20 protein-coding genes are annotated in these 24839 nt (G+C 52.7%); 8 read left to right on the plus strand and 12 right to left on the minus strand.

Annotation, left to right across the window (positions count from 1 at the left end):
- Window positions 1-10: 10 nt before the first annotated feature.
- From NT140_08575 to NT140_08590, 4 genes are all read left to right on the plus strand, one after another.
- Window positions 11-220: a hypothetical protein gene (locus NT140_08575; GenBank protein ID MCX5831925.1), complete on the plus strand. Its 210-nt coding sequence runs from the start codon at window positions 11-13 to the stop codon at window positions 218-220.
- Entirely contained in the window at window positions 213-2042 is a 1830-nt protein-coding gene (locus NT140_08580) for a hypothetical protein (GenBank protein MCX5831926.1), read from the plus strand. The genes NT140_08575 and NT140_08580 overlap by 8 nt, the downstream gene beginning before the upstream one ends.
- Window positions 2043-2199: 157 nt before the next feature.
- Window positions 2200-2391 carry a hypothetical protein gene (locus tag NT140_08585; GenBank protein MCX5831927.1) on the plus strand — a complete coding sequence of 64 codons (192 nt, stop codon included), beginning with the start codon at window positions 2200-2202 and terminating at the stop codon, window positions 2389-2391.
- Window positions 2384-2644 (plus strand): type II toxin-antitoxin system RelE/ParE family toxin, encoded by a 261-nt coding sequence (locus NT140_08590; GenBank protein MCX5831928.1) that lies wholly within the window; start codon window positions 2384-2386, stop codon window positions 2642-2644. The genes NT140_08585 and NT140_08590 overlap by 8 nt, the downstream gene beginning before the upstream one ends.
- A gap of 92 nt (window positions 2645-2736) precedes the next feature.
- Here NT140_08590 and NT140_08595 read toward each other — a convergent pair whose 3' ends face one another.
- Window positions 2737-2916, minus strand: a complete 180-nt coding sequence (locus NT140_08595; GenBank protein ID MCX5831929.1) for a hypothetical protein — start codon at window positions 2914-2916, stop codon at window positions 2737-2739.
- 457 nt (window positions 2917-3373) lie between these two features.
- Between NT140_08595 and NT140_08600 the strand changes: the two genes are divergently transcribed.
- Both NT140_08600 and NT140_08605 read left to right on the plus strand, forming a co-directional pair.
- A complete protein-coding gene (locus NT140_08600; GenBank protein MCX5831930.1) occupies window positions 3374-6049 on the plus strand; it encodes a UPF0182 family protein in 2676 nt (891 codons plus the stop codon).
- 65 nt (window positions 6050-6114) lie between these two features.
- Complete coding sequence (locus NT140_08605; protein MCX5831931.1) at window positions 6115-8079, plus strand: ATP-dependent helicase; 1965 nt, start codon at window positions 6115-6117, stop codon at window positions 8077-8079.
- Window positions 8080-8092: 13 nt separating this feature from the next.
- Here NT140_08605 and NT140_08610 read toward each other — a convergent pair whose 3' ends face one another.
- From NT140_08610 to hisS, 5 genes are read right to left on the minus strand one after another with little or no spacing between them, the layout of a single operon-like run.
- On the minus strand, window positions 8093-8632 hold the full coding sequence (locus NT140_08610; GenBank protein ID MCX5831932.1) for a PilZ domain-containing protein: 540 nt from the start codon (window positions 8630-8632) through the stop codon (window positions 8093-8095).
- Between the two features lie 11 nt (window positions 8633-8643).
- Window positions 8644-9873: a PilT/PilU family type 4a pilus ATPase gene (locus NT140_08615; GenBank protein ID MCX5831933.1), complete on the minus strand. Its 1230-nt coding sequence runs from the start codon at window positions 9871-9873 to the stop codon at window positions 8644-8646.
- 12 nt (window positions 9874-9885) lie between these two features.
- Window positions 9886-11775 (minus strand): histone-lysine N-methyltransferase, encoded by a 1890-nt coding sequence (locus tag NT140_08620; GenBank protein ID MCX5831934.1) that lies wholly within the window; start codon window positions 11773-11775, stop codon window positions 9886-9888.
- Between the two features lie 47 nt (window positions 11776-11822).
- Window positions 11823-13601: an aspartate--tRNA ligase gene (aspS, locus tag NT140_08625; GenBank protein MCX5831935.1), complete on the minus strand. Its 1779-nt coding sequence runs from the start codon at window positions 13599-13601 to the stop codon at window positions 11823-11825.
- A gap of 16 nt (window positions 13602-13617) precedes the next feature.
- A complete protein-coding gene (gene hisS, locus NT140_08630) occupies window positions 13618-14889 on the minus strand; it encodes a histidine--tRNA ligase (GenBank protein ID MCX5831936.1) in 1272 nt (423 codons plus the stop codon).
- Between the two features lie 193 nt (window positions 14890-15082).
- Here hisS and mtnP point away from each other — a divergent pair, with 193 nt between their 5' ends.
- Both mtnP and ade read left to right on the plus strand, forming a co-directional pair.
- Complete coding sequence (gene mtnP / locus NT140_08635) at window positions 15083-15850, plus strand: S-methyl-5'-thioadenosine phosphorylase (GenBank protein ID MCX5831937.1); 768 nt, start codon at window positions 15083-15085, stop codon at window positions 15848-15850.
- Between the two features lie 30 nt (window positions 15851-15880).
- Window positions 15881-17611 carry an adenine deaminase gene (ade, locus tag NT140_08640; GenBank protein ID MCX5831938.1) on the plus strand — a complete coding sequence of 577 codons (1731 nt, stop codon included), beginning with the start codon at window positions 15881-15883 and terminating at the stop codon, window positions 17609-17611.
- Between the two features lie 40 nt (window positions 17612-17651).
- Here the strand turns inward: ade and NT140_08645 are convergent, their stop codons facing one another.
- From NT140_08645 to dnaK, 6 genes are all read right to left on the minus strand, one after another.
- Window positions 17652-19007: a phosphomannomutase/phosphoglucomutase gene (locus NT140_08645; protein ID MCX5831939.1), complete on the minus strand. Its 1356-nt coding sequence runs from the start codon at window positions 19005-19007 to the stop codon at window positions 17652-17654.
- Between the two features lie 29 nt (window positions 19008-19036).
- Window positions 19037-20026, minus strand: coding sequence for a KpsF/GutQ family sugar-phosphate isomerase (locus tag NT140_08650; GenBank protein MCX5831940.1), 990 nt, complete (start codon window positions 20024-20026; stop codon window positions 19037-19039).
- Window positions 20027-20194: 168 nt separating this feature from the next.
- On the minus strand, window positions 20195-20959 hold the full coding sequence (gene surE / locus NT140_08655) for a 5'/3'-nucleotidase SurE (GenBank protein MCX5831941.1): 765 nt from the start codon (window positions 20957-20959) through the stop codon (window positions 20195-20197).
- On the minus strand, window positions 20956-22221 hold the full coding sequence (locus NT140_08660; GenBank protein MCX5831942.1) for a penicillin-binding protein activator: 1266 nt from the start codon (window positions 22219-22221) through the stop codon (window positions 20956-20958). The genes surE and NT140_08660 overlap by 4 nt, the downstream gene beginning before the upstream one ends.
- On the minus strand, window positions 22218-22817 hold the full coding sequence (locus tag NT140_08665) for a phospholipase D-like domain-containing protein (GenBank protein ID MCX5831943.1): 600 nt from the start codon (window positions 22815-22817) through the stop codon (window positions 22218-22220). The genes NT140_08660 and NT140_08665 overlap by 4 nt, the downstream gene beginning before the upstream one ends.
- A gap of 82 nt (window positions 22818-22899) precedes the next feature.
- Window positions 22900-24825: a molecular chaperone DnaK gene (dnaK, locus tag NT140_08670; protein ID MCX5831944.1), complete on the minus strand. Its 1926-nt coding sequence runs from the start codon at window positions 24823-24825 to the stop codon at window positions 22900-22902.
- Window positions 24826-24839: the final 14 nt, after the last annotated feature.

Consider the following 24839-nt stretch of genomic DNA (forward strand, 5'->3'; position numbering starts at 1 on the left):
GGCAGTAAAAATGCGTGAAAAGATCACAATACCTGCTATGCGCGAACGCGACATGCGTGATTTCCTAAAGGACCATGGTGAGATCGAATGCGTATTTTGTGGGACTACCCTCACCTGGAACGATATCGGAGGGGTCTTTGTGAAAGATGGTGGCCCAACAGTCGTGTGCGCAGCAACTGAATGCATTGAGCGCGCACGACAAGGTGGTACAGATGGATAACCTACCAGAAATCCTGGAGTTCATTTGGTCCAAGGGTTGGATAGCGGTTCTCGTTGTCATTCTTATGCTTGTAATTCTTGATCCTGATCGCGCGGAGAAGATCAAAGAAATCTTCTTCCTGCCAGCGTTCCGGTTCTTCAAGCGAGGATCACGGCAGTACATGGCGGCAAAGATTGGATACACGTCAACGCAGTTTCTGAAACGCGAATTGCTTCCGTACTTGCCGTCAACGGCAAACGTGACAATTGTGATCAAGTGGGTCAAATCTCCGTCAGACCCTGTCCTGACGGAAAATGGTAATCTCATCTTATGCATGCGCGAGACCAACGACCAGACACGCAATGTCTTGGCTGCAACACAAGCTGCCCTTCCTCGTGTTGTATGCACAACATTGAGACCCAACATCCACAAGGATCTTGAAGAAGCCATGGACCTGACCTTGCTTCAGAAGCTCGCGTCCGCACTTGGCAAGCATGCCAAGCCCGTCTTCCAACGGTATTTCTTGGGCTCGCGCACAGAGGACAGCGAGAACCTCCGAGATATATTCTCAAAACTCGTAGAATTGGACGCACACGGCACTTTCGTCGCTATTTTCTTGGAGGAGTTAGACGAGTTAGGTGAACGCTTATACACAGATGGTGACAGTTCTGACCATACAGGGGAGATTATGCGTTTCCTTGAGTTCTTGCTGGCAGAGGCACGGCGACAGGAGCATGAGGAGATTAAGCTCGACTACTTCTCTTCGGTCTTCAGCGTAGGCATCATCATATTAGCCGCATCCGACAAGGTGCAAAGAGAAGGGGTGTCACCGTATGTCAATCGAATTGACCAAAAAGTGCGTCAAGGGTGTGACTCCATTTACATCATCGCGTATCAGAAAGCATCGCGCTTTCTGGAGAAACTACTACAAGTCCTGGAAGGTGACAATCGCTTTACCTTGGCAAAAGTTGCAGTCCCACGCGTCCACAACCCAGTAACACAGCGACGCGAACAATGGAATATTGCCCAATTGCGACGGAGCCCACTGTTCTCGGACACGGACTTTGCAGAGCGTGCTGCAGCGAACGGTCTGACATCAGGAGACGAGGTCGAAGGACAGGTTTTAGATGTTTCCGCGACACAGGCGTTCGTCGACGCACTTGGTCTCAACGCGATTATCCAAAGAGGTGACTGCGGGTGGCGGACAGTAAAAGATTGCAGGGACGTTATCTCAAATGGCGAGCGAAGGAAATTCATTCTGTCTTCAATAGACACTGAAAGAGGTAAACTAGTCTTATCTTTGCGCTTTCCAAATACTGATCCATGGAAGCGAGCCGACCTGCCACTCGTCGGACAAAGGGTAGAAGTAAAGGCGAGTTTCTGCGATGGGGTGAACTACTATTGCCATACTAGCGATGATGTTGAAGTGCTGCTGCCGCGATGTGAAATATCTTGGACCGATCATGTAGATCCGGCAGATACCGCTTTGGTCGGACAGCAGCTGTCACTTGTGATCTTCGAAAAGAATGACGATGAACGAATTCTGAAGGGAAGCATACGTCAGCAAGAAGGAGATCCTTGGCCCCTAATACACAAACGTCTTCTTAAAGGAACGCAACTTCGTGGGACAGTCGTTGAAGTTACACCCCTTTTTGTGCGCGTGAAGCTGCCCGATGGGCTTCAAGGCATCTTGCCCGACTCATCCCTACGAAAAGCAGGCTTTGAGTTAGCAGACTTCACAAAGACAGTAGTGGAGGGGCAGGGATTAGATGTCGTGGTCACCAAGGTTTTCTTAGAAAAGCGCCGTATACGCTTGGATTTGATGCGCAACGTAGACGATTAATGAGCACGCAACAATCGCATTGAGCACTGTGGGAAACCCGGGGCGGGCTCACCGAGGCTCATGCGTGCCGTTACACATAAAAAAAGAAAGACTGATTAAAAGTTATATCCTGGTTCTGGTACAATATGTTATTACTATAAGCGAGGAGATATTTTTTATGCAAGGTATACAATATGTTACAGATGAAAAAGGGCAAAAAGTAGCAGTGCAAATTAACCTGAGAAAATTTGGTGAGATTTGGGAAGATTTTTTCGATAATTTACTTTCAAGGCAACGTGCAGAGGAACCAAGAGAATCTATTGAATCCGTCAGGGAACGGCTAAAAAAACAAGGCAAGTTGCATGTCTAAATACCTGATAACTTTTGCCCGATCTGCCCGTAAAGAACTGGAAGCTCTCGATGTGAAACTGGTGAATAGGATTTTTCCTAAAATTGAAAATCTTTCTATAGAACCTCGACCTGCAGGTTGTCGAAAATTGGCCGGCAATAAGCATCTCTGGCGGTTAAGAGTCGGTGATTACCGCATTGTTTATTCAATCGATGACGATAAAAATCTCGTAGACATCATTGCTGTGCGTGACAGAAAAGAAGCATACAGATAGTATAAACGGGTAGTCCCGAAGATTCTTTCACAGGTTCCGCTCATTGTGAGCTTGCTCTGGCCGCTTTCGACATGACGCCCGTTCGTTCGCTATTACTTTTTCTTGTAAACATTCAAACCCACCTTGATCTCCTCATGCCCATCAACGGCAACATTCCCTTCTGACGATGCAATGATGATCGTCTTTCCTGATGATGACGGGCCAAATTCTTTGGTAAGATCAACCTTCATGGTCAGGATATTGCCTTCTAACTTCATCTCTATGTTCTTCATGGTTATTCTCCTCCTCGTAATATGACTGTGTGTTAGCATAGCACTCTCAGCCAATTGGTCAAGAGGAAATATGTGAATCTGTTTGAAATCTGTGTGGAATCTGCGTACGGACACCATACTGGTTTCCGAAAATAACTGGTATGGTGTCCCCCGGATTTCCAGAAAAATGTTACCGAAGGGTGAGATATTTTGGATGACAATATCCCTTGACAAGCCAAGACAGCCCCCCTATACTCCTGACCTCGGAAAGAAATATCTTAATAGAAAATATATCAATGATTGTAGTGCGTTAAAATAAGTACCATAGGTATCCCTGCATCTGCTTGCGCTAATCTGCAAGGTTTTTACACCCATGCTAGGCGCGGGCAAAACGAAACATGAAAATCCCCCCTTAACCCCCCTTTGCTAAAGGGGGGATGGGGGGGATTTTCATATTAATTCTCTCTGGAGTAGTGACATGTTTAAAAGTAAGTATATTATCATTCTGATTATTGTCTTCGTGCTTTCTCCCTTTCTTTTGAGCCTGCTTGATTTGTACACCGATTGGCTCTTTTTCGTCGAGACCGGTTTCTCATCGGTGTTCAGTACGACCCTGTATGCCAAGTCAGGGGCCGGGCTGCTCTTCGGGGGGATGTTCTTCATATTCATGCTGGTCAATCTTTATTTTGCGAACAAGGCCCGCTTTCCTCTGTCCGGTATATACATCCTGGGAGGCGGCAACATCCGGGTAAACAAGGATGAAGTAGCTCGCCTTGTTAAACCGGTCAGCGTACTCATCAGTATCGTCCTGGCCGTCTTTACCGGCTCCTGGGGCGCCATGCAATGGGAGGAGATGCTGCTTTTCACAAATGGGCTGGCGGTCGGAACGGTAGATCCGGTCATCGGCGAGGATATCGGTTTCTACCTGTTCAGCCTGCCGTTTATGGAGACACTCCAGTCCTTCGCCGGCTTTATGCTAATAGCAACGATGCTCTTGGCGGCGGCGGTGTATTATGTTCGGGGCGGTATTATCCTGACGGAGCGGGGCGCGGCGGTAGATGAAAAGGTCCGGCGACATCTGGCAATTCTTACGGGTGGCTTTGCCTGTGTGATCGCCGCCGGTTTCTATCTGGACAGCTTCGGGCTGCTGTTTTCCAACAACGTCGCCTTTAATGGCGCGGGCTATGTGGATGTCAACTCCCGTCTGCTGACCTACCGGGTTCTGACTTTCCTGACACCTCTGGCGGGGGCCATGCTGGCCGTCGGGATATGGAAAAGCGCCTGGCGGATGGCGTTGCTGCCGCCCGTCATCGTGATTGCAGTTTACATAATCGGCATCCGGGTCTATCCAGGGGTGCTCCAAAAATTAAAGGTTGCGCCCAACGAGTTGGCCCTGGAAACGCCATACATTAAGAATAACCTTCAATTTACGCGTTTCGGCTACGATCTGGACAAGATTGAAACGGTGCCTTTCGATGTTGATACGAAGCTTGCCGCTGCCGATATCGCCAACAACGATGCCACTATCAAGAACATCCGGCTCTGGGATCATGCCCCGCTGCTCAAGACCTACAGTCAGTTGCAGCAGATCCGGACCTATTACAAGTTTTTTGATGTGGATAATGACCGCTACCTGGTGAATGGTCAGTACACCCAGGTCATGCTCTCGCCGCGCGAGCTTTCCTACGGCGACCTGCCCAGCAAAAACTGGATCAACGAACGGCTTATCTTTACCCACGGCAACGGCATCACCTTCGGTCCGGTCAGCCGGATCAGCAAGGAGGGACTGCCAGAGTTTTTCGTCAAGGATATCCCGGCGGTAAGCCTGGCCGATATCAAGGTAACCAGACCCGAAATCTATTATGGGGAGCTATCCAACGACTATGTTGTCGTCAAGACCAGAATTCCGGAATTCAGCTATCCGACCACCACCGGCAATATAAATACCACCTATGCCGGCAAAGGCGGGGTGCCCATTGATTCGCTGCTCAAAAAAGTCCTCTTCGCCGCCAAATTCAGAACAGAAAAAATTCTGCTTTCTTCCGATATCACATCGGAGAGCCGCATCCTCTATAACCGCAACATCAACGAGCGAGTCAGGGCGGTGGCGCCCTTCCTCCGCTTCGACGGCGATCCCTACATGGTCGTTGCGGAAAACGGCAGGCTCCAATGGATCATAGATGCCTACACCTTATCGGATCGTCTCCCCTATTCAAAGCCGATCAAGGGGGGCGTCAACTACATGCGGAATTCCGTCAAGGCGGTTGTGGATGCCTACGACGGCACGCTCAGCTTCTATATCAGCGACCCGCATGATATCCTGGTAAAGGTCTATAGCCGGATGTTCCCGCAGCTCTTTAAACCGATAGCGGCCATGCCGGAGGATCTGCGCCAGCATATCCGCTACCCGCACCAGTTCCTTCAGCTTCAGGCCGCCATGTTCGCCGCCTACCACATGACCGATCCGAAGGTCTTCTACAACAAGGAGAACCTCTGGCAGATTCCGGCGCTGGGCGAAAAACCGATGGAACCTTACTACACGATTATGAAGCTGCCGGGTGAAAAGGTGGAGGAGTATGTCCTGCTGCTGCCGTTTACCCCCTCTAATCGGGACAACCTGGCGGCCTGGCTGACGGCACGTTGTGACGGGGCGAATTACGGTAAGATCCGCGCCTACACCTTCCCGCGCGACCGCCTGATCTATGGCCCAAAACAGATAGATGCCCGTATCAATCAGGATTCCTTTATATCCCAGCAGTTGTCGCTCTGGAACCAGCGCGGCTCAGAGGTCATCCGGGGGAGCCTGCTCGTGATACCGATCGAAAAGTCGCTGCTGTATGTTCAACCGCTGTTTCTGGCGGCAGACAAGGCCGCTCTACCCGAACTGAAGCGCGTGATAGTCGCCTTCGGCGATCAGGTTGTCATGGAGGAAAACCTGGAGATGGCCCTGCAGCGGCTCTTCGGCGGGAAAACTGCCATCAGGGAAGTCGCCCGGGCGGTCACGACGGATCCGAAAGCATCACCCGCCACACTGGCCAGGGAAGCGATGGTCATCTATGATAAGGCGACCAACCTGCAACGCCAGGGTGACTGGGCCGGCTATGGCGAGGAGTTGCGGAAACTGGGTCAGGTTCTGAAGCGCATGGCGCAGTAGAGAGAATATCATTTTCCCTGATTTCGTCCGATATGCAGATTGTCTCTAATTTAAGGTAACGGTATTTGATCAATTACGAAAAACATCTTAATGATGAGCAGTTGCAGGTAGTGATGGAAGAGGGCGGGCCGATTCTCGTTATCGCGGGCGCCGGCAGCGGGAAGACCAGGGCCTTGACGTATCGGGTGGCGCGCCTGATTGAAACCGGCGTGCCGCCGGAGCGGATTCTGCTGGCCACATTTACCAACAAGGCGGCCAAGGCCATGCTGGCCAGGGTTAAAACGCTCGTGACCGAGGACGTCAGCCGTCTGTGCGGAGGCACCTTTCATCACAATGCCCACCTTATCTTACGGCACAATGCCCACCTGCTGGGTTATCAGAACAATTTCTCCATCATGGACGGCGATGATGCGAAGCAACTGATGGCCAGCTCCCTGGCGGAGATCAGGGGCAAGGTGGAGGGCGATAAATTTCCGAAAGGCAATATCCTGGCCGATATCATCAGCCTTTCCCACAACCGGACGGTAGATATTGCTGCGGTGTTGCAGGACCGGTACCCCTTTTTTTATCGTTATCTGGAAGACATCGCCGCCGTAGCCGCCCGGTACGAGTTCCGCAAGAAAACCCTTAATTTCATGGATTTTGATGACCTCCTCCTGAATCTGAGAAAGCTGCTGCGCGATTTTCCGGAAGTAAAGCGCCATTACGCGGAACGCTTTTCCCATGTGCTCGTGGATGAATATCAGGATACGAATCTCTTGCAGGCGGAAATTGTTGACCTGCTCGCTTCCCATCATCGCAACCTGATGGTAGTGGGCGACGATTCCCAGAGCATTTATTCCTTCCGCGGGGCAAATTTTGCCAATATTATCGAGTTTCCGGAGCGTTACCCCGACTGCCGGATCTTCAAGCTGGAGACTAACTACCGCAGCACGCCGGAGATCCTCCACCTTGCCAATTTAAGCATTACGAACAATGAGCGGCAATTTCAGAAAACCCTGAAACCCGTGCGCGAATGCGGCATCAAGCCCATCCTGATCCCGGCGCGCAATGTTTTTCAGCAGGCGGTTTTTGTGGCGCAGCGGATCCGGGAGTTGGATCGCGATGGCCTCCCTCTCAATGAAATAGCGGTGTTATATCGGGCACATTATCATTCCATGGAGCTTCAGATGGAATTGACCCGCTGGGGAATCCCGTTTGAAATCCGCTCGGGCATCCGCTTTTTTGAACAGGCGCACATCAAGGACGTCGTCTGCTACCTCCGCATTCTGGCTAATCCTTACGATGAATTGGCCTGGAAAAGGTTGCTCGGTCTTTACAGCAAGATTGGGAAGGCGACGGCCGGCAAGGTTTGGCAATTTATCTCCCGGCAGCAGGAAGCGCTCGCGGTAGTAGCGGGTGAGGATTTCATCAAATGTGCCGGCAAAGGCGCCGTCCCGGGGCTGACGCAATGTCGGGAGACGCTGAGAAAACTCCTGGCCGCAGATGGCAGCCAGGGGGACATACCCGCGCTGATTCAGGTTGTGCTTGATTCCGGCTATTTGGAATACATGCAGGGGAAATTTACCGATACGGCGCAGCGGGAGGATGATCTTACGCAACTGGCCGGTTATGCCGAAAAGTTTTTTTCTCTGGAAAATTTCTTGAGCGAACTGGCCCTGATGACGAATGCGGACGAAGAGGAAGATAAGATCGAAACCGAAAACAGCGGGAGGATTGTTTTGAGTTCCATTCACCAGGCGAAGGGACTGGAATGGTCGGTGGTCTTTATGCTCTGGTGCGCCGAGGGAATGATGCCTCTGGCCCGTGCGCTTTCGGAACCGGAGGGGGAGGAGGAAGAGCGACGGCTTTTCTATGTGGCCGTAACCAGGGCTAAAGATGAGCTTTATCTCTGCTATCCGCTCGTAGACTATGGTCGCGGGATGGGCAACCTGACCATCAGTCCTTCCCGGTTCATCAGGGAGCTGGCGCCGGCCGAGATGCGCCATCGGGATCGCCCCTATGAACAATGGGTGGTTGATGAAGAATGAGCTACTGTCGAGGTCAAGAGTACAGCTTTTTTTTCGTCAGCAGTTTTTCACCATGTTTTTTAAATTCAAATTTGAGGATTTCGTTTCTCACCTCTTCCGTCATGCCGAGAAACTTTATCCCCACCGTGAGCATATCGGGGAGATGCGGCGTTTCATCAATGCGGATTACCTCTCCGTAGAGATAGAGGATCTTCGCCGGATAGACCTGCAGTATCATCTTTATTTCCATGATATCGCCGATCTGGAAGGATTCTGCCATAATCATCATCATGCCGCTGCCGCTGATATTCACGGGTGCGAAGTCTATGGAGGCGCCGATTTCATGTTGGGCGGGGGCCAGACGAATCAGGTAGTCCAGCTTCGTATTAATCATGTTTAACCAGGCGTTCATCCGTTCATCCTTGACCGGCAGGGGGGCGGTTTCATCAATGACAATGTCGCCCTTGGACATGCGGCATTGCAGCCCCCCGTCCTTCTTGATATCGAGACGGCGCGCTCCAAAGGGTAACAGGGTGTTCATGCGCTGATAATTTCTCTTGTTTTCAATTTTCATGGCGGCCTCTCCTAGCGAATACCCATTTTACTGATAACGTCATGCAACGATGCATCTTCATCTATGGTTAGGATTTGCTCCATATCTTGGGCGCTATATTCAGTCCTGATTACAATCGGTTCCGGTCCCTTGCGGGTTGCCTGGCGCTCTAATGGCATCTGTTCCAGATTGCCTTCTGTAAGCGGAGACCGATAGACGATATCATCTATAATCTCGTTGGAGGGGCGGAAGGTCAGCATGGGCGGCGTGAATTTCTCGCGGGATTCCAGATATTCGCTATAATATCTTTCACTGCTGAACATCCCATCATTTTTACCCACTTGAATAGCGCTGGGGAGTTGGTGCAGCTTGTTTTCACGGATAGTATTTTTGACTGATGGCGTACCCCTGACAATGGTCAGCAAGGGCACTCGAAAACCGACCCTGGCAATATATGTCAGTTGCTGGACGATCAGCCAGCTCAAGGTTGAAGCCAACTGGAAGCGGATCTCATTTTGCGCATCCACGGGTACGGAATTGCACAAGCGGTAGATGGCCTCCTCCGGGCTGGAGGCATGCATCGTGGCCAGGACCAGATGTCCCGACTCGGCGGCGTTAAGGGTCAGTCGCATCGTTTCCGGCTCTCTCATCTCACCGACAACGATCACATCGGGGTTTTCCCGCAAGACATCGAGGAGCCCCTGGGAGAAGGAGGGCATATGGGTATCCAACTCCCGCTGCTGGATAAAGGCTTTGTTCGATTGAAAACGATACTCGATGGGATTTTCGAGTGTTATGATGTGGGAAAAACGGGTATTGTTGATTTCATTGATAATGGCGGCAACAGAAGTGGTCTTGCCAACGCCGGTCGGGCCGCAGTAGAGAACGAGGCCGGACTTGAGGGTGGCGATTTCGTTTAGGGAAGGATGGAGATTTAATTCCTCAATGGTGGGTATATGTCCGGGCAGGATGCGGATCGCCAGGCTTAATCCCCGAGTCGTAGTGAAAACGTTAATCCGCAACCGGGCCTGACTGATTGAGATTGCGAAATCAACGGATTTCCTGCTCTGCAGAGAGGTGAGCTGATGGGCGGTAAGCAGCTTACGCGCTAAAGCATCCACTTCCTGGTGCGACCATTTGACGGTCGGGTGAAACTCGATGTTGCCATGCTTCCTTGATACCATGGGGTGACCGCCCGCGATGTAGATATCGGAGATCACTTCCTTGATGGCACTGTTGATGATATTTTTAAATCGTTCCATCGGCACCCCTCCTTATAGCCGCCAATCAGACTTGCTTTTAGACTCATATTCCGATTTCAGGGCGATTTGCGTGGCCTCGGCCATATCTTCCGCCCGCTTCACCCAGTCTTCGAACTTGATGTCCACGCCGAAGATGCCGGCCATGTCGTCACTTTCGTTGACGATCGGGGCGGAAACGGTGATGCATAAGGCGCCTGTCATTTTCGAAATGTAGAACTCCGTAACATGAATTTTGCCGCTTTGCAAAGGTTTGATGAACCATTCGCGATCCGACTGATCCGTGCCCACGCCATAGTTTTCATATTTGGCCCGGTCGGCGATGTTGGTGATGTTGCGCGTAATTTTTTTGCCATTCAAATCCACAACATAGGCAAACTGAATGGAGGGATTCTCTTCAATAAACTTCTGCATCACTGGTTCCTGGAGGTCCGGTTGCATGGTCTTCATCACCGCGTGCTCAATAACTTGTTTGACCACGGCTACGGCAGCTTCGGAGGCCATCAGTTTTATTCGATCCAGCTCGGACATGAAGAGTTCAGGGATGTATTTACGGACCAGTCTGTCCATCTCATCATGGGATATGGAGGTCACGCGGCCGGCCTCGTACTGTTCCATGACCTTTTTGTGAATTTTGGAAACACCGGGATGCCGCTTGTCCACTATGTTTTCCCCGGTCAAATTCAGGTGTTGATTTAACCATAATGAAATACCGGCATTGCCCGATTTGTCGGTGATGGTGGCCGTGATCGGTCTCTTCAGGATCTTTGTGGTGTCGAAGATATTGTAAATTTCCTCGTTCTTGATCAGGCCGTCGGCATGGACGCCCGCCATGGTCACATTGAATTCGGACCCGATGAAAGGATAATTGGAGGGAATCCGGACCCCGATCTCTTTTTCGAAATATTCGGCAATATCGGTGATAACAGTGGTGTCAATGCCGTTTTGATGCCCTTTTAACGAAATGTATTCGATGATCAGGCCTTCGATCGGGGGATTGCCCGTTCTCTCTCCCATGCCGAGCAGGGTGGAGTTGGCGGCGGCGCAGCCGTAAAGCCAGGCGGTGGTGGCGTTGATCATGGCCTTGTGAAAGTCGTTGTGGCCGTGCCATTCCATGAGATGACCGGGAACGCCGGCATCGTCAATAAAGGCGCGCACCAGCTTATCCACACTGCGCGGCAGCGATGCGCCGGGGTAGGTCACCCCGTAACCGAGGGTGTCGCAGAGGCGGATCTTGATATCTACGCCGCTTTCTTCCCTAAGTTTCATCAATTCGATGGCAAAGGGGATACAGAAGCCGTGAATATCGGCCCGCGTGATGTCTTCAAAATGGCAGCGCGGCCTGACGCCGGCGTCGAGGATGGATTTGACGATGCCGAGATATTCATCGAGGGCCTGTTTCCGTGTTTTGTTGAGCTTCAGGAAGATGTGATAATCCGAGGCGGAGGTCAAAATGCCCGTCTCCTTCAGACCGGCGTTCTTGACCAATTGCACGTCCTCTTTGTTGGCCCTGATCCAGCCCGTGACTTCCGGATAGCGCAGGCCTAAAGCCAGGCATTCGGCAACCGCTTCACGGTCTTTGTTGCTGTACAGAAAGAATTCCGATTGCCGGATAACGCCGTTTTCGCCGCCCAGCTTGCTCAGGAGCGTGAATAAATCAACGACCTGTTTTACCGTGTAAGGAGGCCGGGCTTGCTGGCCATCCCGGAAAGTGGTGTCGGTTATGAAGATATCCTCGGCCGGACTGATCGGATAGATCTTGTGATCAAAATCTATTCTGGCAATTTCCGTATAGGGAAAAACGTCCTTCTGCAGGTTGGGCTCGGCAACATCCTTCAGCTCAAATTTCCAGAATATGCTATGCTCGTGCTCGAGGACTTTTTTGTCTGCATTCCATTTCGCCATGTGTGTTTCTCCATTATGGGGACAAATTTTAAGTCTGTCCCCGCATTCTATGTTACGATCTTCAGGGAAAGCTCCAGCAACTGTTCCATGGCCACCTCGGATGGTGCGTCGGTCAGGGGGCAGGTAGCCTTTTGCGTCTTCGGAAAAGCGATCACATCGCGGATGGATTCCGCACCCGTCATCATCATGATGAGACGGTCGAGTCCAAAGGCGATGCCTCCGTGGGGCGGAGTGCCGTATTCGAGGGCATCCAGCAGAAAGCCGAACTTGCTGCGGGCATCGGCCTCGTTGATGCCCAGCGCCCGAAAGATCAGGGACTGGACCTGCTGTTGATGAATGCGGATGCTCCCGCCGCCTATCTCCGCACCGTTTAGCACCAGGTCATAGGCCCTGGCCTTCACGCGGCCGGGATCGGCGGTGATCAGTGCCACGTCAGCCAGGTCGGGCGAGGTGAAGGGGTGGTGGGTTGATACGAAGCGTTTTTCCGTATCGCTGTACTCGAAGAGCGGGAAGGCCGTGACCCAGGTAAAGCCTAGATCCTTTTCCGCGATCAGGTTCAGCTTTTTGGCCAGATGGAGGCGCAGATTTCCGAGAGAAGCGTTGGCAATCGCCGGAGTGTCGGCCATAAAGAAGACGACGTCGCCTTCGCGAACCGCCATCTTTTCGTTAATCTGCAGCACTTCCGCCGGCGTCAGAAACTTGAAGATGGGCGACGTCCAGCCGGCGGCGGTAATTCTGACCCAGGCCAGACCCTTGGCGCCGTAGGCGGCCACATAATCCTTCAGGTCATCCATGTCTTTGCGCGACAGGCTTTGCGCATTTTCAACCTTGATCGCCTTTACCACGCCGCCGCCGGCAATGACCTCACGAAACAGCTTGAAGTCTGAATTCCTGACGATATCAGTAAGATCACGTAATTCGAGCCCAAAGCGAACGTCGGGGTTGTCCTTGCCGTAGCGGGATATGGCCTCGGCGTACGACAGTCTGGGAAAGGGCAGGCAAAGTTCCCGCTGCAGGCAACCCCGGAACAGATGAGCCATCAGACCTTCCATGACGTTTATGATGTCCTCCTCATCAATAAAGGACATCTCCACATCTATCTGGGTGAACTCCGGCTGCCGGTCGGCCCGCAGGTCTTCATCGCGGAAGCATTTAACAATCTGGTAGTAACGGTCGAAGCCTGAGACCATGAGCAACTGTTTGAACAATTGCGGAGATTGGGGCAGGGCGTAAAACATCCCCTTGTTGACGCGGCTCGGGACCAGATAATCGCGAGCGCCTTCGGGGGTGCTTTTGGTCAGAAAGGGCGTCTCTATCTCCGTAAAGCCGGACCGGTCAAAATATTCTCGCGTGGCGGCGGCCACTTTGCTCCGCAGCAGCAGGTTTTTCTGCATCTCCGGGCGGCGCAAATCTAAGTAGCGGTATTTCAGCCGCACCGTCTCCGAGATATCAGTCCAATCATCAAGGGAAAAAGGAGGCGTTTTGGCTTCATTGAGAATTTCCAGTTCCTCCACCATGACCTCTATGGCGCCGGATTTCATCTGCGGGTTTTCCATCCCCTCCGGGCGCCGGCGAACGATTCCCCGGACGGCCAGGACGAATTCGCTTCTGATCTTTTGCGCTTCACTGTGGGCGCCGGGACTTGTTTCGGGATTGAAAACCACCTGGACAATGCCTTCCCGGTCTCTCAAGTCAACAAAGATGACGCCGCCATGATCCCGGCGCCGGTGCGCCCAGCCCATGAGGACAACTTCCGTGCCCTCCTGATCCAGGGACACGTTCCCGGCGTAGTGGGTTCTTTTTTGCCTGGTTATAAAGTTGGACAAGTTCATTCACCTCAATTTATAATGTAGGGGCACGTTGCAACGTAAGCAAAGTTTCTTCCATGTTGTCAAAGGCCAAGGTTGACTGCGTGCTGTTAGCCATGTCTCTGAGCTCGGCGGTTCTGTCGTTCATTTCCTTTTCCCCGAGAATCAGGGCATAGCGGCAGCCGAATTTATCCGCCCGTTTCATCTGGCTTTTCAGGCTCTTGCCAGTGTAATCCATTTCCACTGTGAGTCCTTGCATCCGCAAACGGTTGCCGAGGGCAAAAGCCGTATCAAAGGCCTCGACGCCGAGCGCGACAATGAAAAGATGCGGCCGTTGCTTAAACGACTCATCATCCTGCGGAAGCAAGGCCAGCAAACGTTCCATACCGATCGCAAACCCGATGCCGGCGATCTTTGGTCCGCCCAGCTCGGCCACCAAGCCGTCGTACCGTCCTCCCCCGGCGATGGCGTTTTGCGCGCCCAGGGATTCCGTTGTTACCTCGAAGGCGGTGCGGGTATAGTAATCCAGGCCGCGCACCATCCGCGGATTAATCTGATAGGCAAGGCCAAAATTTGCCAGTATGTCCAGTACCTTGGCCTGATGCGTCTCGCAAGAGGCGCAGAGAAAACCGCCCAGCTCCGGAGCGCCCGTCATGAGCTCGCGACAGCCTGCCACCTTGCAATCCAGCACCCGGAGCGGATTGGTGTGCAGACGACGCCGGCAATCTTCGCACAGCCCAGCTTCCCGGCCGGCCAGAAACTTCTGGATGGCTTCCCGGAAGGCGGGACGGCAGACCAGACAGCCCAGGGAATTGATCTCCAGACCCAGGTCCGTAAGTCCCAAACTTTTTAGCAAATGCGTAAGCAGCAGAATGATTTCCCCATCCGCCTGCGGACCGTCCAGGCCGAGGAACTCCACATTTATCTGGTGGAACTGCCGGAACCGGCCCTTCTGGGGCCTTTCGCGGCGAAACATGGGGCCGATGGTAAAGAGTTTGGCCACGGGGTCGGCGGCGTACAGGCTGTGCTCCACATAGGCCCGAATTACCGAGGCCGTGGCTTCCGGGCGCAGCGTCAGGTACTCATCGCCGCGGTCCAGAAAGGTGTACATCTCCTTTTCCACAATATCCGTCGCGGCGCCAATGCCCCGCTGGAAGAGTTCCGTCCTTTCGAGCAAAGGCGTCCTGATCTCGAACACCCCGAAGCTCGCAAATATGTCCCGGGCCTTTTCTTCCACATAGCGCCATTTGCCCGTCTCACCGGGCAAGATGTCTTTGCAACCCTTCACTGCTCTGATCATGGCCATGAAATTATAATCTCTTTAGTCCTTTTTTAAGCTGTGATATCTAGCACAGGACAGGCAAAAAGACAATGAAAAGGTTATGTAACAAAAATTATCCCCCACCCCTCTTTGACATAGAGGGGTGGTCCTTGCCGTCTTGACATTACCAACCAGTTCTTATATCTTCCTCAACAAAACATCTTACAGGGGAGATTCTATGGGGAATATCAAGATAGGCATTATCGGCGGCTCCGGTATGGATGATCCTTGCCTGATGCAAAATATCAAGGAAAAAAAGGTAAAGACTCCCTATGGCAGCCCGTCTTCCCAGCTTACTATCGGCAAGATAAACGGCGTTGATACGGTAATCTTGGCCAGGCACGGAAAGGATCATTCCGTGTACCCGACCGGGATTAATTTCAGGGCCAATATCTTTGCGCTGAAAAAGGAAGGCTGTACCCATATCCTGGCAACCACCGCGGTCGGTTCTTTGCGCGAAAAGATAAAACCCGGAGACCTTGTATTTGTGGATCAGTTCATAGATTTTACCAAGCAAAGAGCCCTCACATTCCACGATGAAAAGGTGATTCACACGCCGATGAGCGAACCTTTTTGCCATAACCTGCGCTCGGTCCTTGTTCAAAGCGCGAAGGCGCTCAAACTCAAGCATCATGGGTCTGGAACGGTTATAACTATTGAAGGCCCGCGATTTTCTACAAAGGCGGAATCTCATATGTTCAGAGGCTTTGGCGCTGATGTGATCAACATGTCAACGGTGCCCGAAGTGATCCTCGCGCGGGAGATCGGGATCTGTTATCAGAGCATTGCCATGTCTACCGATTATGACTGCTGGAAAGAGGAAGAAGCCCCGGTCACCTGGGAGATGATCGTTGCCATCATGGGTAATAATGCCGATAACGTAAAAAAGCTGATTCTTCTGACGATTCCAAAAATTCTGGATGCTGCGTGCAATTGCAAACAATAAGGAGAAACAATAAATTGAAAGGAAGTCGGGATGTTACAGCGCCGTAAAAAGTTAATTGCCGTTGCCGGAGGCCGGGAGCATCCCGATCTGATCCTGAAAGGCGGCACAATTGTCAATGTTTTTTCCGGTGAGATGATCGAAGCCGATGTGGCCATCGCCGATGGCTTTATCGCCGGCATTGGCAATTATGAGGGGCCGGAGATATTGGATGTGCGGGGCGGAATAATCTGTCCGGGTTTTATTGAAGGGCACCTGCACCTGGAGAGTACGATGCTGGCTCTGCCGGAACTGGCGCGCGCAGTTCTCTCCCACGGCACAACGGCCATTATTGCCGATCCCCATGAAATAGCCAACGTCATGGGCAAAGACGGCATCCGGTATTTCCTCGACAGCGCGGCCGGCCTCCCCGTGGACATCTATTTCATGCTTCCTTCCTGTGTCCCCGCCACCCATCTGGAGACTTCTGGCTCCCGTCTGGAAGTGAGCGATCTGATATCTTTACGGGGGGAACCGTCTGTTTTGGGTCTGGCCGAAGTGATGAATTATCCGGGCGTAGTAAATGGTGATGAGCAGGTGCTCGCCAAGGTCGCAGCTTTTGCCGATTGCATCGTTGACGGTCACGCGCCGCTGCTTTCGGGAAAAGCTCTGAACGCCTATGTGGCGGCTGGCATCCGTTCCGATCATGAATGCTCGGGTCTGGAAGAGGCTCGGGAAAAGCTCAGGCTGGGGATGCACATCATGATAAGGGAAGGAACGCTGGCCAAAAACATGCACACGCTCCTTCCCTTGATAACACCCCATTCCCTGCCGCATTTTTCTTTGGTTGCCGATGATCTTAATCCCGCCGATCTGCTTCAGCACGGGCATCTTGATCATCTGCTCAAACTGGCCATTGACCGTGGCATGGATCCGGTTTCCGCCCTCATGATGGTCTCCCATAACACGGCCCGTTACTTCGGTTTGAAAAATAAGGGCGCCATTGCCCCCGGTTATCAGGCCGATTTGACGATACTCTCCTCCTGGCGTCACCTGCAGGTGCAAAGCGTCATCAAAAATGGTTGTCTGGTTTATGATCAAGGGGTGGTGGTTGGTAATTCTAAACGAGCAAATATATCCTATGATTTCGATACCATGCATATAAAACCCTGGGGGCCGGCAGCGTTGGCCATGCCTTGGGAAGGAAGGGAAATTCGGGTTATGGAACTGATCCCGGGTCAGTTATTGACCAGAGAGGTACTTGTGGAGACATCGCCCAGAGAGGGATTGCTCGCAACGGATCCCGAACGGGACATACTGAAGATCATCGTGGTAGAGCGCCACCATAATACGGGCAACATCGGCATCGGAATGGTGCGTGGTTTCGGACTGAAGCAGGGGGCCATCGCGTCCTCTGTTGCCCACGATTCTCATAATATCATTTGCGTGGGTGTGAACGATGGGGACATGTATCAGGCCGTTAAAACGGTGGAAGCCATGCAGGGGGGGCTGGCGGTTGTCGCCGCGGGCGAGGTTCTGGCCAGCCTGTCTCTGCCCATCGCCGGCCTCATGTCGGATGCCCCAGTTGCTGCCGTTGCCTGCAACTGGGAAGAGTTGAAGCATGCGGCAAAATCCCTGGGATGTCCTCTGTCAGAGCCATTTATGACGCTTTCCTTCCTGGCCCTGCCCGTGATACCGGAGCTGAAGATAACTGACCGGGGGCTGGTGGATGTGCGGCAATTCAAGCATGTTCCTCTTTTTGTCGCAAATAATTTCCCCCTTTAGAAAAGGGGGATTTAACTGTTATTAAAGCTACTGTGCTACTCTAAGAGTATTTTCCCATGATCAAAGCGAGTTCCTGTTCAATCATGCTTTTGATTTCCTGGAGCCTCGCCTCTGTAAAGGCCTCGAAACGGAGCACGAGTACGGGTTGGGTATTGGAGGCCCTGATCAATCCCCAGCCGTCGGCAAAGGGTATCCGGACTCCGTCAATGTCAATAATGGCGTATTTTTTCTCGAAGTAGGCCTTGATATCACTTATCACCTGGAATTTAATGTGGTCGGGGCAATCCACCCTGATTTCCGGCGTGCTAAAGGTATGGGGCACATCGGCCAGTATCGCGCTGATTTTTTTATCCGAGCTGGCAAGAATTTCCAGCAGGCGGGCGGAGGCGTAGATAGCATCGTCATAGCCGAAGTAACGGTCGGCAAAAAACAGGTGCCCGCTCATTTCTCCGGCAAGGAGCGCGTGTTCTTCCTTCATCTTGCCCTTGATGAGCGAGTGACCAGCCTTCCACATGATCGGACGGCCGCCGTGTTTGGCGATATCATCGTAGAGCTTCTGCGAGCACTTTACCTCGCCGATGATGGCCGCGCCGGGGTTGTCCTTCAAGACAAACCGGGCAAAGAAAAGCAGAATTTCATCTCCCCAAAGGATCTCTCCCCTGTCGGTAACCAGGCCGAGACGATCGGCGTCGCCGTCATAGGCGATGCCCGCATCGGCCTCCTTTTCCTTTACCAGCTTAACCAGCTCGCGCAGGTTGGCGGGGATCGTGGGATCGGGGAAGTGGTTGGGAAAGCGGCCGTCCGGATCACAGTAGATGTCTGTCACCTCACAGCCCCATCTTTTGAACAGGGGCAGGGCAAAGATTCCCCCCACACCGTTCCCGCCATCCACGACGATCTTTAAACTTCTGCCGATCTTGATATTGCCAAAAAGATAATCCTCGTAAGTCTGCGTGACATCCTGAGATTGCCTCGTTCCCGTGCCGCTTTCATAACTGCCGGCTTCCATGATCTTTCTTAATTCCTGAATTTCTGCCCCGTAGATGGTATCCGGTCCAATGCAAATTTTGAAACCATTGAATTCAGGTGGGTTATGGCTCCCCGTGACCATGACGCCGCCGTCGGCATTGAGGTGGCGGATGGAAAAGTACAGCATCGGCGTGGCGCAAAGATCGATAGTGATGATGTTTATCCCGCTGGCCATCAACCCCTTGCCGATTGCCTCCTGATAAGCTTCCGAGCTGAGACGGCAATCCCTCCCCAGGGTCATGGTCTTGGCGCCATGGCGACGGGCGTAGGTCCCGATCGCCCGCCCGAGATCATAGACAAAATCGCTATTCAAATCCCTGTCAACGAGGCCTCTTACATCGTATTCTCTAAATACTTCCACATTCATGGCCGGATTCCTTTCGCGTTTTTCTATGGTTAGGGGAGGGAAATTTTCAGGCTTCCCCCGCGGCCCAGGATATCATGCAGGTGGATGTAGCCCTGGAGTTTCATTTTTTTATCAACCACGGCCAGCGTGGTTATTTCATCACGCTGCATGAATTCGATAGTTTCGGCCAGGGAAGCGCTCGCCTCGATAGTCTTGGGCGACCCGGTCATCAGCTCCTCGACTTTCTTTCCTTTGAAATCAACATCTTTCCTGATCAGGCGGCGCAGATCGCCATCCGTCAATATTCCTGCCAGCCGGTTCTTGCCGTCCGTCACCAGGACAAAGCCCTTGTTTTTGATGTCCATCTCTTCGATGGCGGTAAGCGCGGTGGCATCCTGGGTCACCATGGGCATTTGCCGCCCCGTGATCATCACGTCGCCTACCTTGGCGCGCAGGCGCAGGCCAAGATTGCCGCCGGGATGAAACCGGAAGAAATCACTTTCCTTGAATTCCCTTTTTTCGATCAGGGCGACCGCCAGGGCGTCACCCATTGCCAAGGCGGCGGTGGTGCTGGAAGTTGGCGCCAGGCCGAAGGGGCAGGCCTCTTTCTCTACGCCGACGTCTATGGTCACGTCTGCAGATCGCGCCAACTGGGAAGAGAGGTTGCCCGTCAAGGCGATGATGGGCGTGCCGATCTGGTGTATGGCGCTGACGATCAGGTTGAGTTCGTTTGTTTCGCCGCTGTTGGACATGGCGATCACGACGTCATCCTTGGTGACGATCCCCAGATCCCCGTGTATTCCTTCCACGGGATGGAGGAAGATGGCCTGGGTGCCGGTGCTGGTAAGCGTGGCAACAATTTTTTTTCCGATCAGACCCGACTTCCCGATGCCGGTGATAATTACCCGGCCGGTGGAGCGGTAAATAATATTCACTGCCTGGGCGAAACTGTCATCAACTTTGTCAACGAGGTGCAGGATGCCCTCCGCCTCTATTTTCAGGACCTCCCGAGCCGTGGCTAATAACTTCTCATCAGTCATTTATGGTTTTGCCTTTCAACGGTGCTTTCTGGGGTTTGCCGTTCTTTATGCTTTCCTTGGGCAAGCTAACAAAATTTGTCACGACTTACAAGATGGATTTTTGTTTACACGACCTTGCCCGGCCTCACAAGTATACTGTCCCCGTATCTGAAGCGTCTGCTTTCTGCTTTAAAAAAACCTCTGTACCCTGCTCTTCAGGTCGGCCAGGGCGTCATGACGGGTCAGGTCATAATGCAGCGGCGTGATGCTGATCAGGCCGCGGTGGAGAGCGCCGGCATCGGAATCCGGCTCGGCTGTGCCTGGACGCTGCACCTCTCCGGCCAACCAGTAGTAGGTATTATCACGGGGATTTGTTCTTTTATCGAAGGTCTGCATCGGCATGTTTTGCCCTTGCCTGGTAACGGCAATCCCCTTAATCTCTGCTTCGGGCAGGGCGGGGACATTCACGTTGAGTACCGTATTGATAAAGGGACCTTTGGCGATCATGAAAGCGGCCATTTTCCGGGCAAACCGGGCAGCAAAGGTAAAGTCCGCATCCTGGTGCGTATCGAGCGAAATGGCCAAGGAGGGCACGCCCAGCATAACCCCTTCCGCGGCGGCGGACACCGTTCCGGAGTAGAGGATATTAACACCCAAATTGGCGCCCATGTTGATCCCCGACACCACGAGAGCGATGGGCCCGTCCGACAGCTCATGGATGCCTATCTTGACGCAGTCTGCCGGCGTGCCGGCCACCGCATAGCCCCGGAAGCGGCCGTTCTTTCCGGCTCGTCGTACCATCAGGGGTCGGGCAATGGTAATGGCATGACTCGCTGCGCTCTGTTCCACCTCGGGAGCCACAATCAGGCAGTCCGCGTCCTTGGATAATTCTTCGTAGAGGGCGCTTAATCCCCGGGAATAAATGCCGTCATCATTCGTAAGCAGATACCTCATTTGTCACCCTGTTTTACCTGGATTATTTTCCCGTCTTTGACCGTCAGGACAAAGGCATCTTTTTCGGCTTCGCGCGTCGCAGAAAATGAGGTCCGGCCCGTGACTCCCGGGTAGGCCCTGATTCCCTGCAGACCGTCCCGGAACTTTTCCCTCGTTGCGCCCTTGTTTTCCAGGATATTCGAAACTGCCATGCCGGCCGTATCGAAGACCTGGGCTTCCATCACATCCGGTTCCCGGCCATAGGCTGCATAAAACTTATCAACAAAGTCTATCACTCCCGGATAGCTGCTTTCGACAAAAAAACCGTCGGTAAATATCGCCCCCTCCAGATAACCATCCTCCATGGCCAGCAGCTCCCGTGAATTCCAGCCATTCAGACCCAGGAGACGCACTCCCCGAATATCGTTGTAAACAAGCTGTGGCACGATCATCTTGACGGCCGGATAGGAATCAGGAATAAAAAGGGCCTCGAAATTGATAGTCTTAGACGGAGGCTGGTCCGCAACCTCATCTCCCGCCCGGGTTATTTCCATCGTGCCGACCAGTTTCCTGATCTGTTCGCTGAAATTGGTCTGATCATTTTTATAGGGCTCCGCCCAGACAATACTTCCTTTACGCCTCGTCACCTCTTGATAAAATAATTTCACAATCTCGGGAGCATGACCGTCATCAGGATATAAAACGGCAAACTTCCTGAGTTGCAAATCCCCCATGGCGAACTTTACCAGCGTCTTGACCTGCAGGGAACCGGAGAGAAAGTTGCGGAAGACATAAGGTCCCGCATCCGTAATTCCCTCTTTCTGTGTCAAGGTCAGGAGAGGGATTTTCCAGCGCTGCGCCTCCGGGGCCGCCACCTCGGACTCATCGCTTCCGAGGGGACCGATAATGGCCACCGCACCGGCGTTAACCAGTTTGAACACTGCTTCGCGGACCTTTTCCGGTCGGCTCTCGGAATCCTCGATTAGCAGCTTTACGGGGCTTTGCTTGTGCGGATCAAAAAGACCGGCGGCCAGAATAATCGCCTCCAGCACCCGGTTGCCATAGGCGGCAAACCGGCCTGTAAGGGGAAGAATGCAGCCCAGGGGCTGAGGATCTGTTCGGTCTGCCGATGTTTCGGCAACTAAAGGACCTGCGGCGGCTTTAGCCTTGTCCGTCGCTACTTGCGCAGAATTTACGGCAGTCGGCCCCGCTACCGCTGAAATGGCAGAGAACAAGAGGACAATCAGTATAATAACCGAAGATTTTGGTAAGTTATTTTTCATCGTGGTATAAGCGACTCTATGTAGCCCAGAGCCTCGGCCGCCACCTGCGGCGATTCGATCAGCACCGAAATTTCGTTGTTATATTTCAGGGCGGACTGCGTCATGTTATGGCTCCCGACAAAAGTATATTTCCCGTCAATTACGGCCATTTTCGTATGGGTAGTTGTCAAGGGTGAATCAAGATGCACAATCACTCCCATCTTCCTTAACCGCTCCATCGTCTGCCTATTCTCCCGGGTGTTGTCCTCGTCCGGATTCCGGCCCTGTTCAAGCAGGACCAGCACCTTGACTCCCCGTTGGGAGGCTGCAATCAGGCTCGCCATGATGACGTCGGGATAACTGTCCCTGCTCCCCTTAGTCTTGAAATGGAAAAATGACAAGGTTATTTCTTTTTTGGCCTTAGCAATCGCATCTTTCAGGGCCGGCAAATAGTCCCTGTTTACCAGGACAGTTATGGAACTGTTGGGATAAACGACTGGTTTCCTGCTCTCCCCTTTTTTAACCCCGGCGCTGATGGCATTGGTTGGCGACGTGAAAAAAGAGAAAATCAATAACCAGCCCAAGGCCAGGTAAATATTATGTTTCCGACGAGACATAAATTCCTTATAAAAACGCCCGGGTGATTGATCATCCCGGGCGCCATTTATAACAATTCGATAACTGTTGAATATTAAACCGTTATTTCACATCTTCAAAGTCCGCATCAACTACATCGTCATCCTTCTTGCCTGCTCCGGCTCCGGCGCGACCGCCGGCCTCTGGTCCACCCTGAGCTCCTGCTGCGCCGGCGTGGAGTTCGGAGGCCTTCGCATACATAGCCTCAGCCAGCTTGTGCGAGGCATTGGTCAATTCTTCCTGGGCCGCCTTTATTTCCGTCAGATCATCGCCTTCCATGGCTTTCTTGACTCTGGCAATCGCCTCTTCTATTCTGGTTTTTTCGGCGGCGCTGATCTTTTCGCCAAATTCCTTGACGTTCTTCTCCACACTGTAAATCAGGGAATCGGCCTGATTCCTGGCCTCAATCATTTCCTTTTTCTTACTGTCTTCTTCAGTATGGGCTTCCGCTTCCCGAATGAATTTCTTTATCTCTTCTTCTGAAAGTCCGCTGGAGGCGGTAATCTTGATGCTCTGCTCCTTGCCGGTGCCAAGGTCTTTGGCTGAAACATGCACGATCCCGTTGGCGTCAATGTCGAAGGTAACTTCAATCTGCGGCAATCCTCGCGGCGCCGGCGGGAGGCCCACCAACTCAAACCTGCCCAGCGTGCGGTTATCGCCGGCCATAGAGCGTTCCCCCTGGAGAACGTGAATGCTGACGGCCGGCTGATTATCGGAGGCCGTTGAGAAAATCTGGCTCTTTTTGGTAGGAATGGTGGTGTTCTTCTCGATGAGCTTGGTCATCACCCCGCCCAAGGTCTCGATGCCCAGCGACAGGGGCGTAACATCCAGCAGCAGCACGTCCTTCACGTCACCGGCCAGAACCCCGCCCTGAATGGAGGCCCCGATCGCGACTACCTCATCGGGGTTGACACCCCGGTGGGGCTCCTTAGCGAATATCTCCTTTACCTTTTGCTGCACACGCGGCATCCGCGTCATTCCACCGACAAGAATAACCTCATCAATGTCCTTGGGAGTCAAATTTGCGTCCTTTAGAGCCGTAAGACAGGGGGCCATTGTTTTTTCGATCAGCTCCTCGACCAACGACTCCAGCTTGGCACGGGTAAGTTTGATATTCATATGCTTGGGACCGGCGGCGTCGGCGGTGATGAAGGGCAGATTGACATCCGTTTCCATGGCTGTGGAAAGCTCCATCTTCGCCTTTTCCGCTGCTTCCTTGACTCGCTGTAGGGCCATTTTGTCGTTCCTGATATCAATCCCCTGGTCTTTTTTGAACTCCGCGGCCAGATACTCCATCAACCGCTGGTCAAAGTCTTCACCGCCCAGATGCGTATCGCCATTGGTCGCCTTGACCTCAAAAACTCCCTCACCCAGCTCCAGAATGGAGATATCAAAAGTTCCGCCGCCCAGGTCATAGACGGCGATTTTCTCGTCTTTTTTCTTATCCAGACCGTAGGCCAGAGCGGCCGCGGTCGGTTCGTTGATGATCCGCAGGACATTCAGCCCGGCAATCTTGCCCGCGTCTTTGGTGGCTTGCCGCTGGGAGTCATTAAAATAGGCGGGCACGGTAATCACGGCATCGGTTACCTTTTCGCCCAGATAGTCTTCGGCCGTCTGCTTCATCTTGACGAGAATCATGGATGATATCTCGGCGGGGCTATAATTCTTGTCCCTGATTGTGACCTGGGCATCGCTGTTTTTCGCCTCGGTAATCTTGAAGGGGCTGACCTTGATGTCGTACTGCACTTCTTTAGTGCTGAATTTACGTCCGATCAGCCTTTTCACGGCATAGACCGTATTCTCAGAATTGGTCACAGCTTGTCGCTTGGCCACCTGCCCCACCAGACGCTCGCCGCTTTCCGTAAAGGCCACCATGGAAGGAGTCGTCCGGTTCCCTTCCTGATTGGCGATTACCACAGGGTCTCCGCCTTCCATAATAGCGACGCATGAATTTGTTGTTCCCAAATCAATCCCAATAATCTTACCCATATAATAATTCCTCC

Source organism: Deltaproteobacteria bacterium, from assembly GCA_026388415.1.
GTDB lineage: Bacteria > Desulfobacterota > Syntrophia > Syntrophales > JACQWR01 > JAPLJV01.

Bases quoted from the DNA above. Each gene is read 5' to 3' on its own strand.
- NT140_08575 (MCX5831925.1), top strand. From the start codon at position 11: ATGCGTGAAAAGATCACAATACCTGCTATGCGCGAACGCGACATGCGT.
- NT140_08580 (MCX5831926.1), top strand. From the start codon at position 213: ATGGATAACCTACCAGAAATCCTGGAGTTCATTTGGTCCAAGGGTTGG.
- NT140_08585 (MCX5831927.1), top strand. From the start codon at position 2,200: ATGCAAGGTATACAATATGTTACAGATGAAAAAGGGCAAAAAGTAGCA.
- NT140_08590 (MCX5831928.1), top strand. From the start codon at position 2,384: ATGTCTAAATACCTGATAACTTTTGCCCGATCTGCCCGTAAAGAACTG.
- NT140_08595 (MCX5831929.1), bottom strand. From the start codon at position 2,916: ATGAAGAACATAGAGATGAAGTTAGAAGGCAATATCCTGACCATGAAG.
- NT140_08600 (MCX5831930.1), top strand. From the start codon at position 3,374: ATGTTTAAAAGTAAGTATATTATCATTCTGATTATTGTCTTCGTGCTT.
- NT140_08610 (MCX5831932.1), bottom strand. From the start codon at position 8,632: ATGAAAATTGAAAACAAGAGAAATTATCAGCGCATGAACACCCTGTTA.
- NT140_08615 (MCX5831933.1), bottom strand. From the start codon at position 9,873: ATGGAACGATTTAAAAATATCATCAACAGTGCCATCAAGGAAGTGATC.
- NT140_08620 (MCX5831934.1), bottom strand. From the start codon at position 11,775: ATGGCGAAATGGAATGCAGACAAAAAAGTCCTCGAGCACGAGCATAGC.
- hisS (MCX5831936.1), bottom strand. From the start codon at position 14,889: ATGGCCATGATCAGAGCAGTGAAGGGTTGCAAAGACATCTTGCCCGGT.
- mtnP (MCX5831937.1), top strand. From the start codon at position 15,083: ATGGGGAATATCAAGATAGGCATTATCGGCGGCTCCGGTATGGATGAT.
- ade (MCX5831938.1), top strand. From the start codon at position 15,881: ATGTTACAGCGCCGTAAAAAGTTAATTGCCGTTGCCGGAGGCCGGGAG.
- NT140_08645 (MCX5831939.1), bottom strand. From the start codon at position 19,007: ATGAATGTGGAAGTATTTAGAGAATACGATGTAAGAGGCCTCGTTGAC.
- NT140_08650 (MCX5831940.1), bottom strand. From the start codon at position 20,026: ATGACTGATGAGAAGTTATTAGCCACGGCTCGGGAGGTCCTGAAAATA.
- surE (MCX5831941.1), bottom strand. From the start codon at position 20,959: ATGAGGTATCTGCTTACGAATGATGACGGCATTTATTCCCGGGGATTA.
- NT140_08660 (MCX5831942.1), bottom strand. From the start codon at position 22,221: ATGAAAAATAACTTACCAAAATCTTCGGTTATTATACTGATTGTCCTC.
- NT140_08665 (MCX5831943.1), bottom strand. From the start codon at position 22,817: ATGTCTCGTCGGAAACATAATATTTACCTGGCCTTGGGCTGGTTATTG.
- dnaK (MCX5831944.1), bottom strand. From the start codon at position 24,825: ATGGGTAAGATTATTGGGATTGATTTGGGAACAACAAATTCATGCGTC.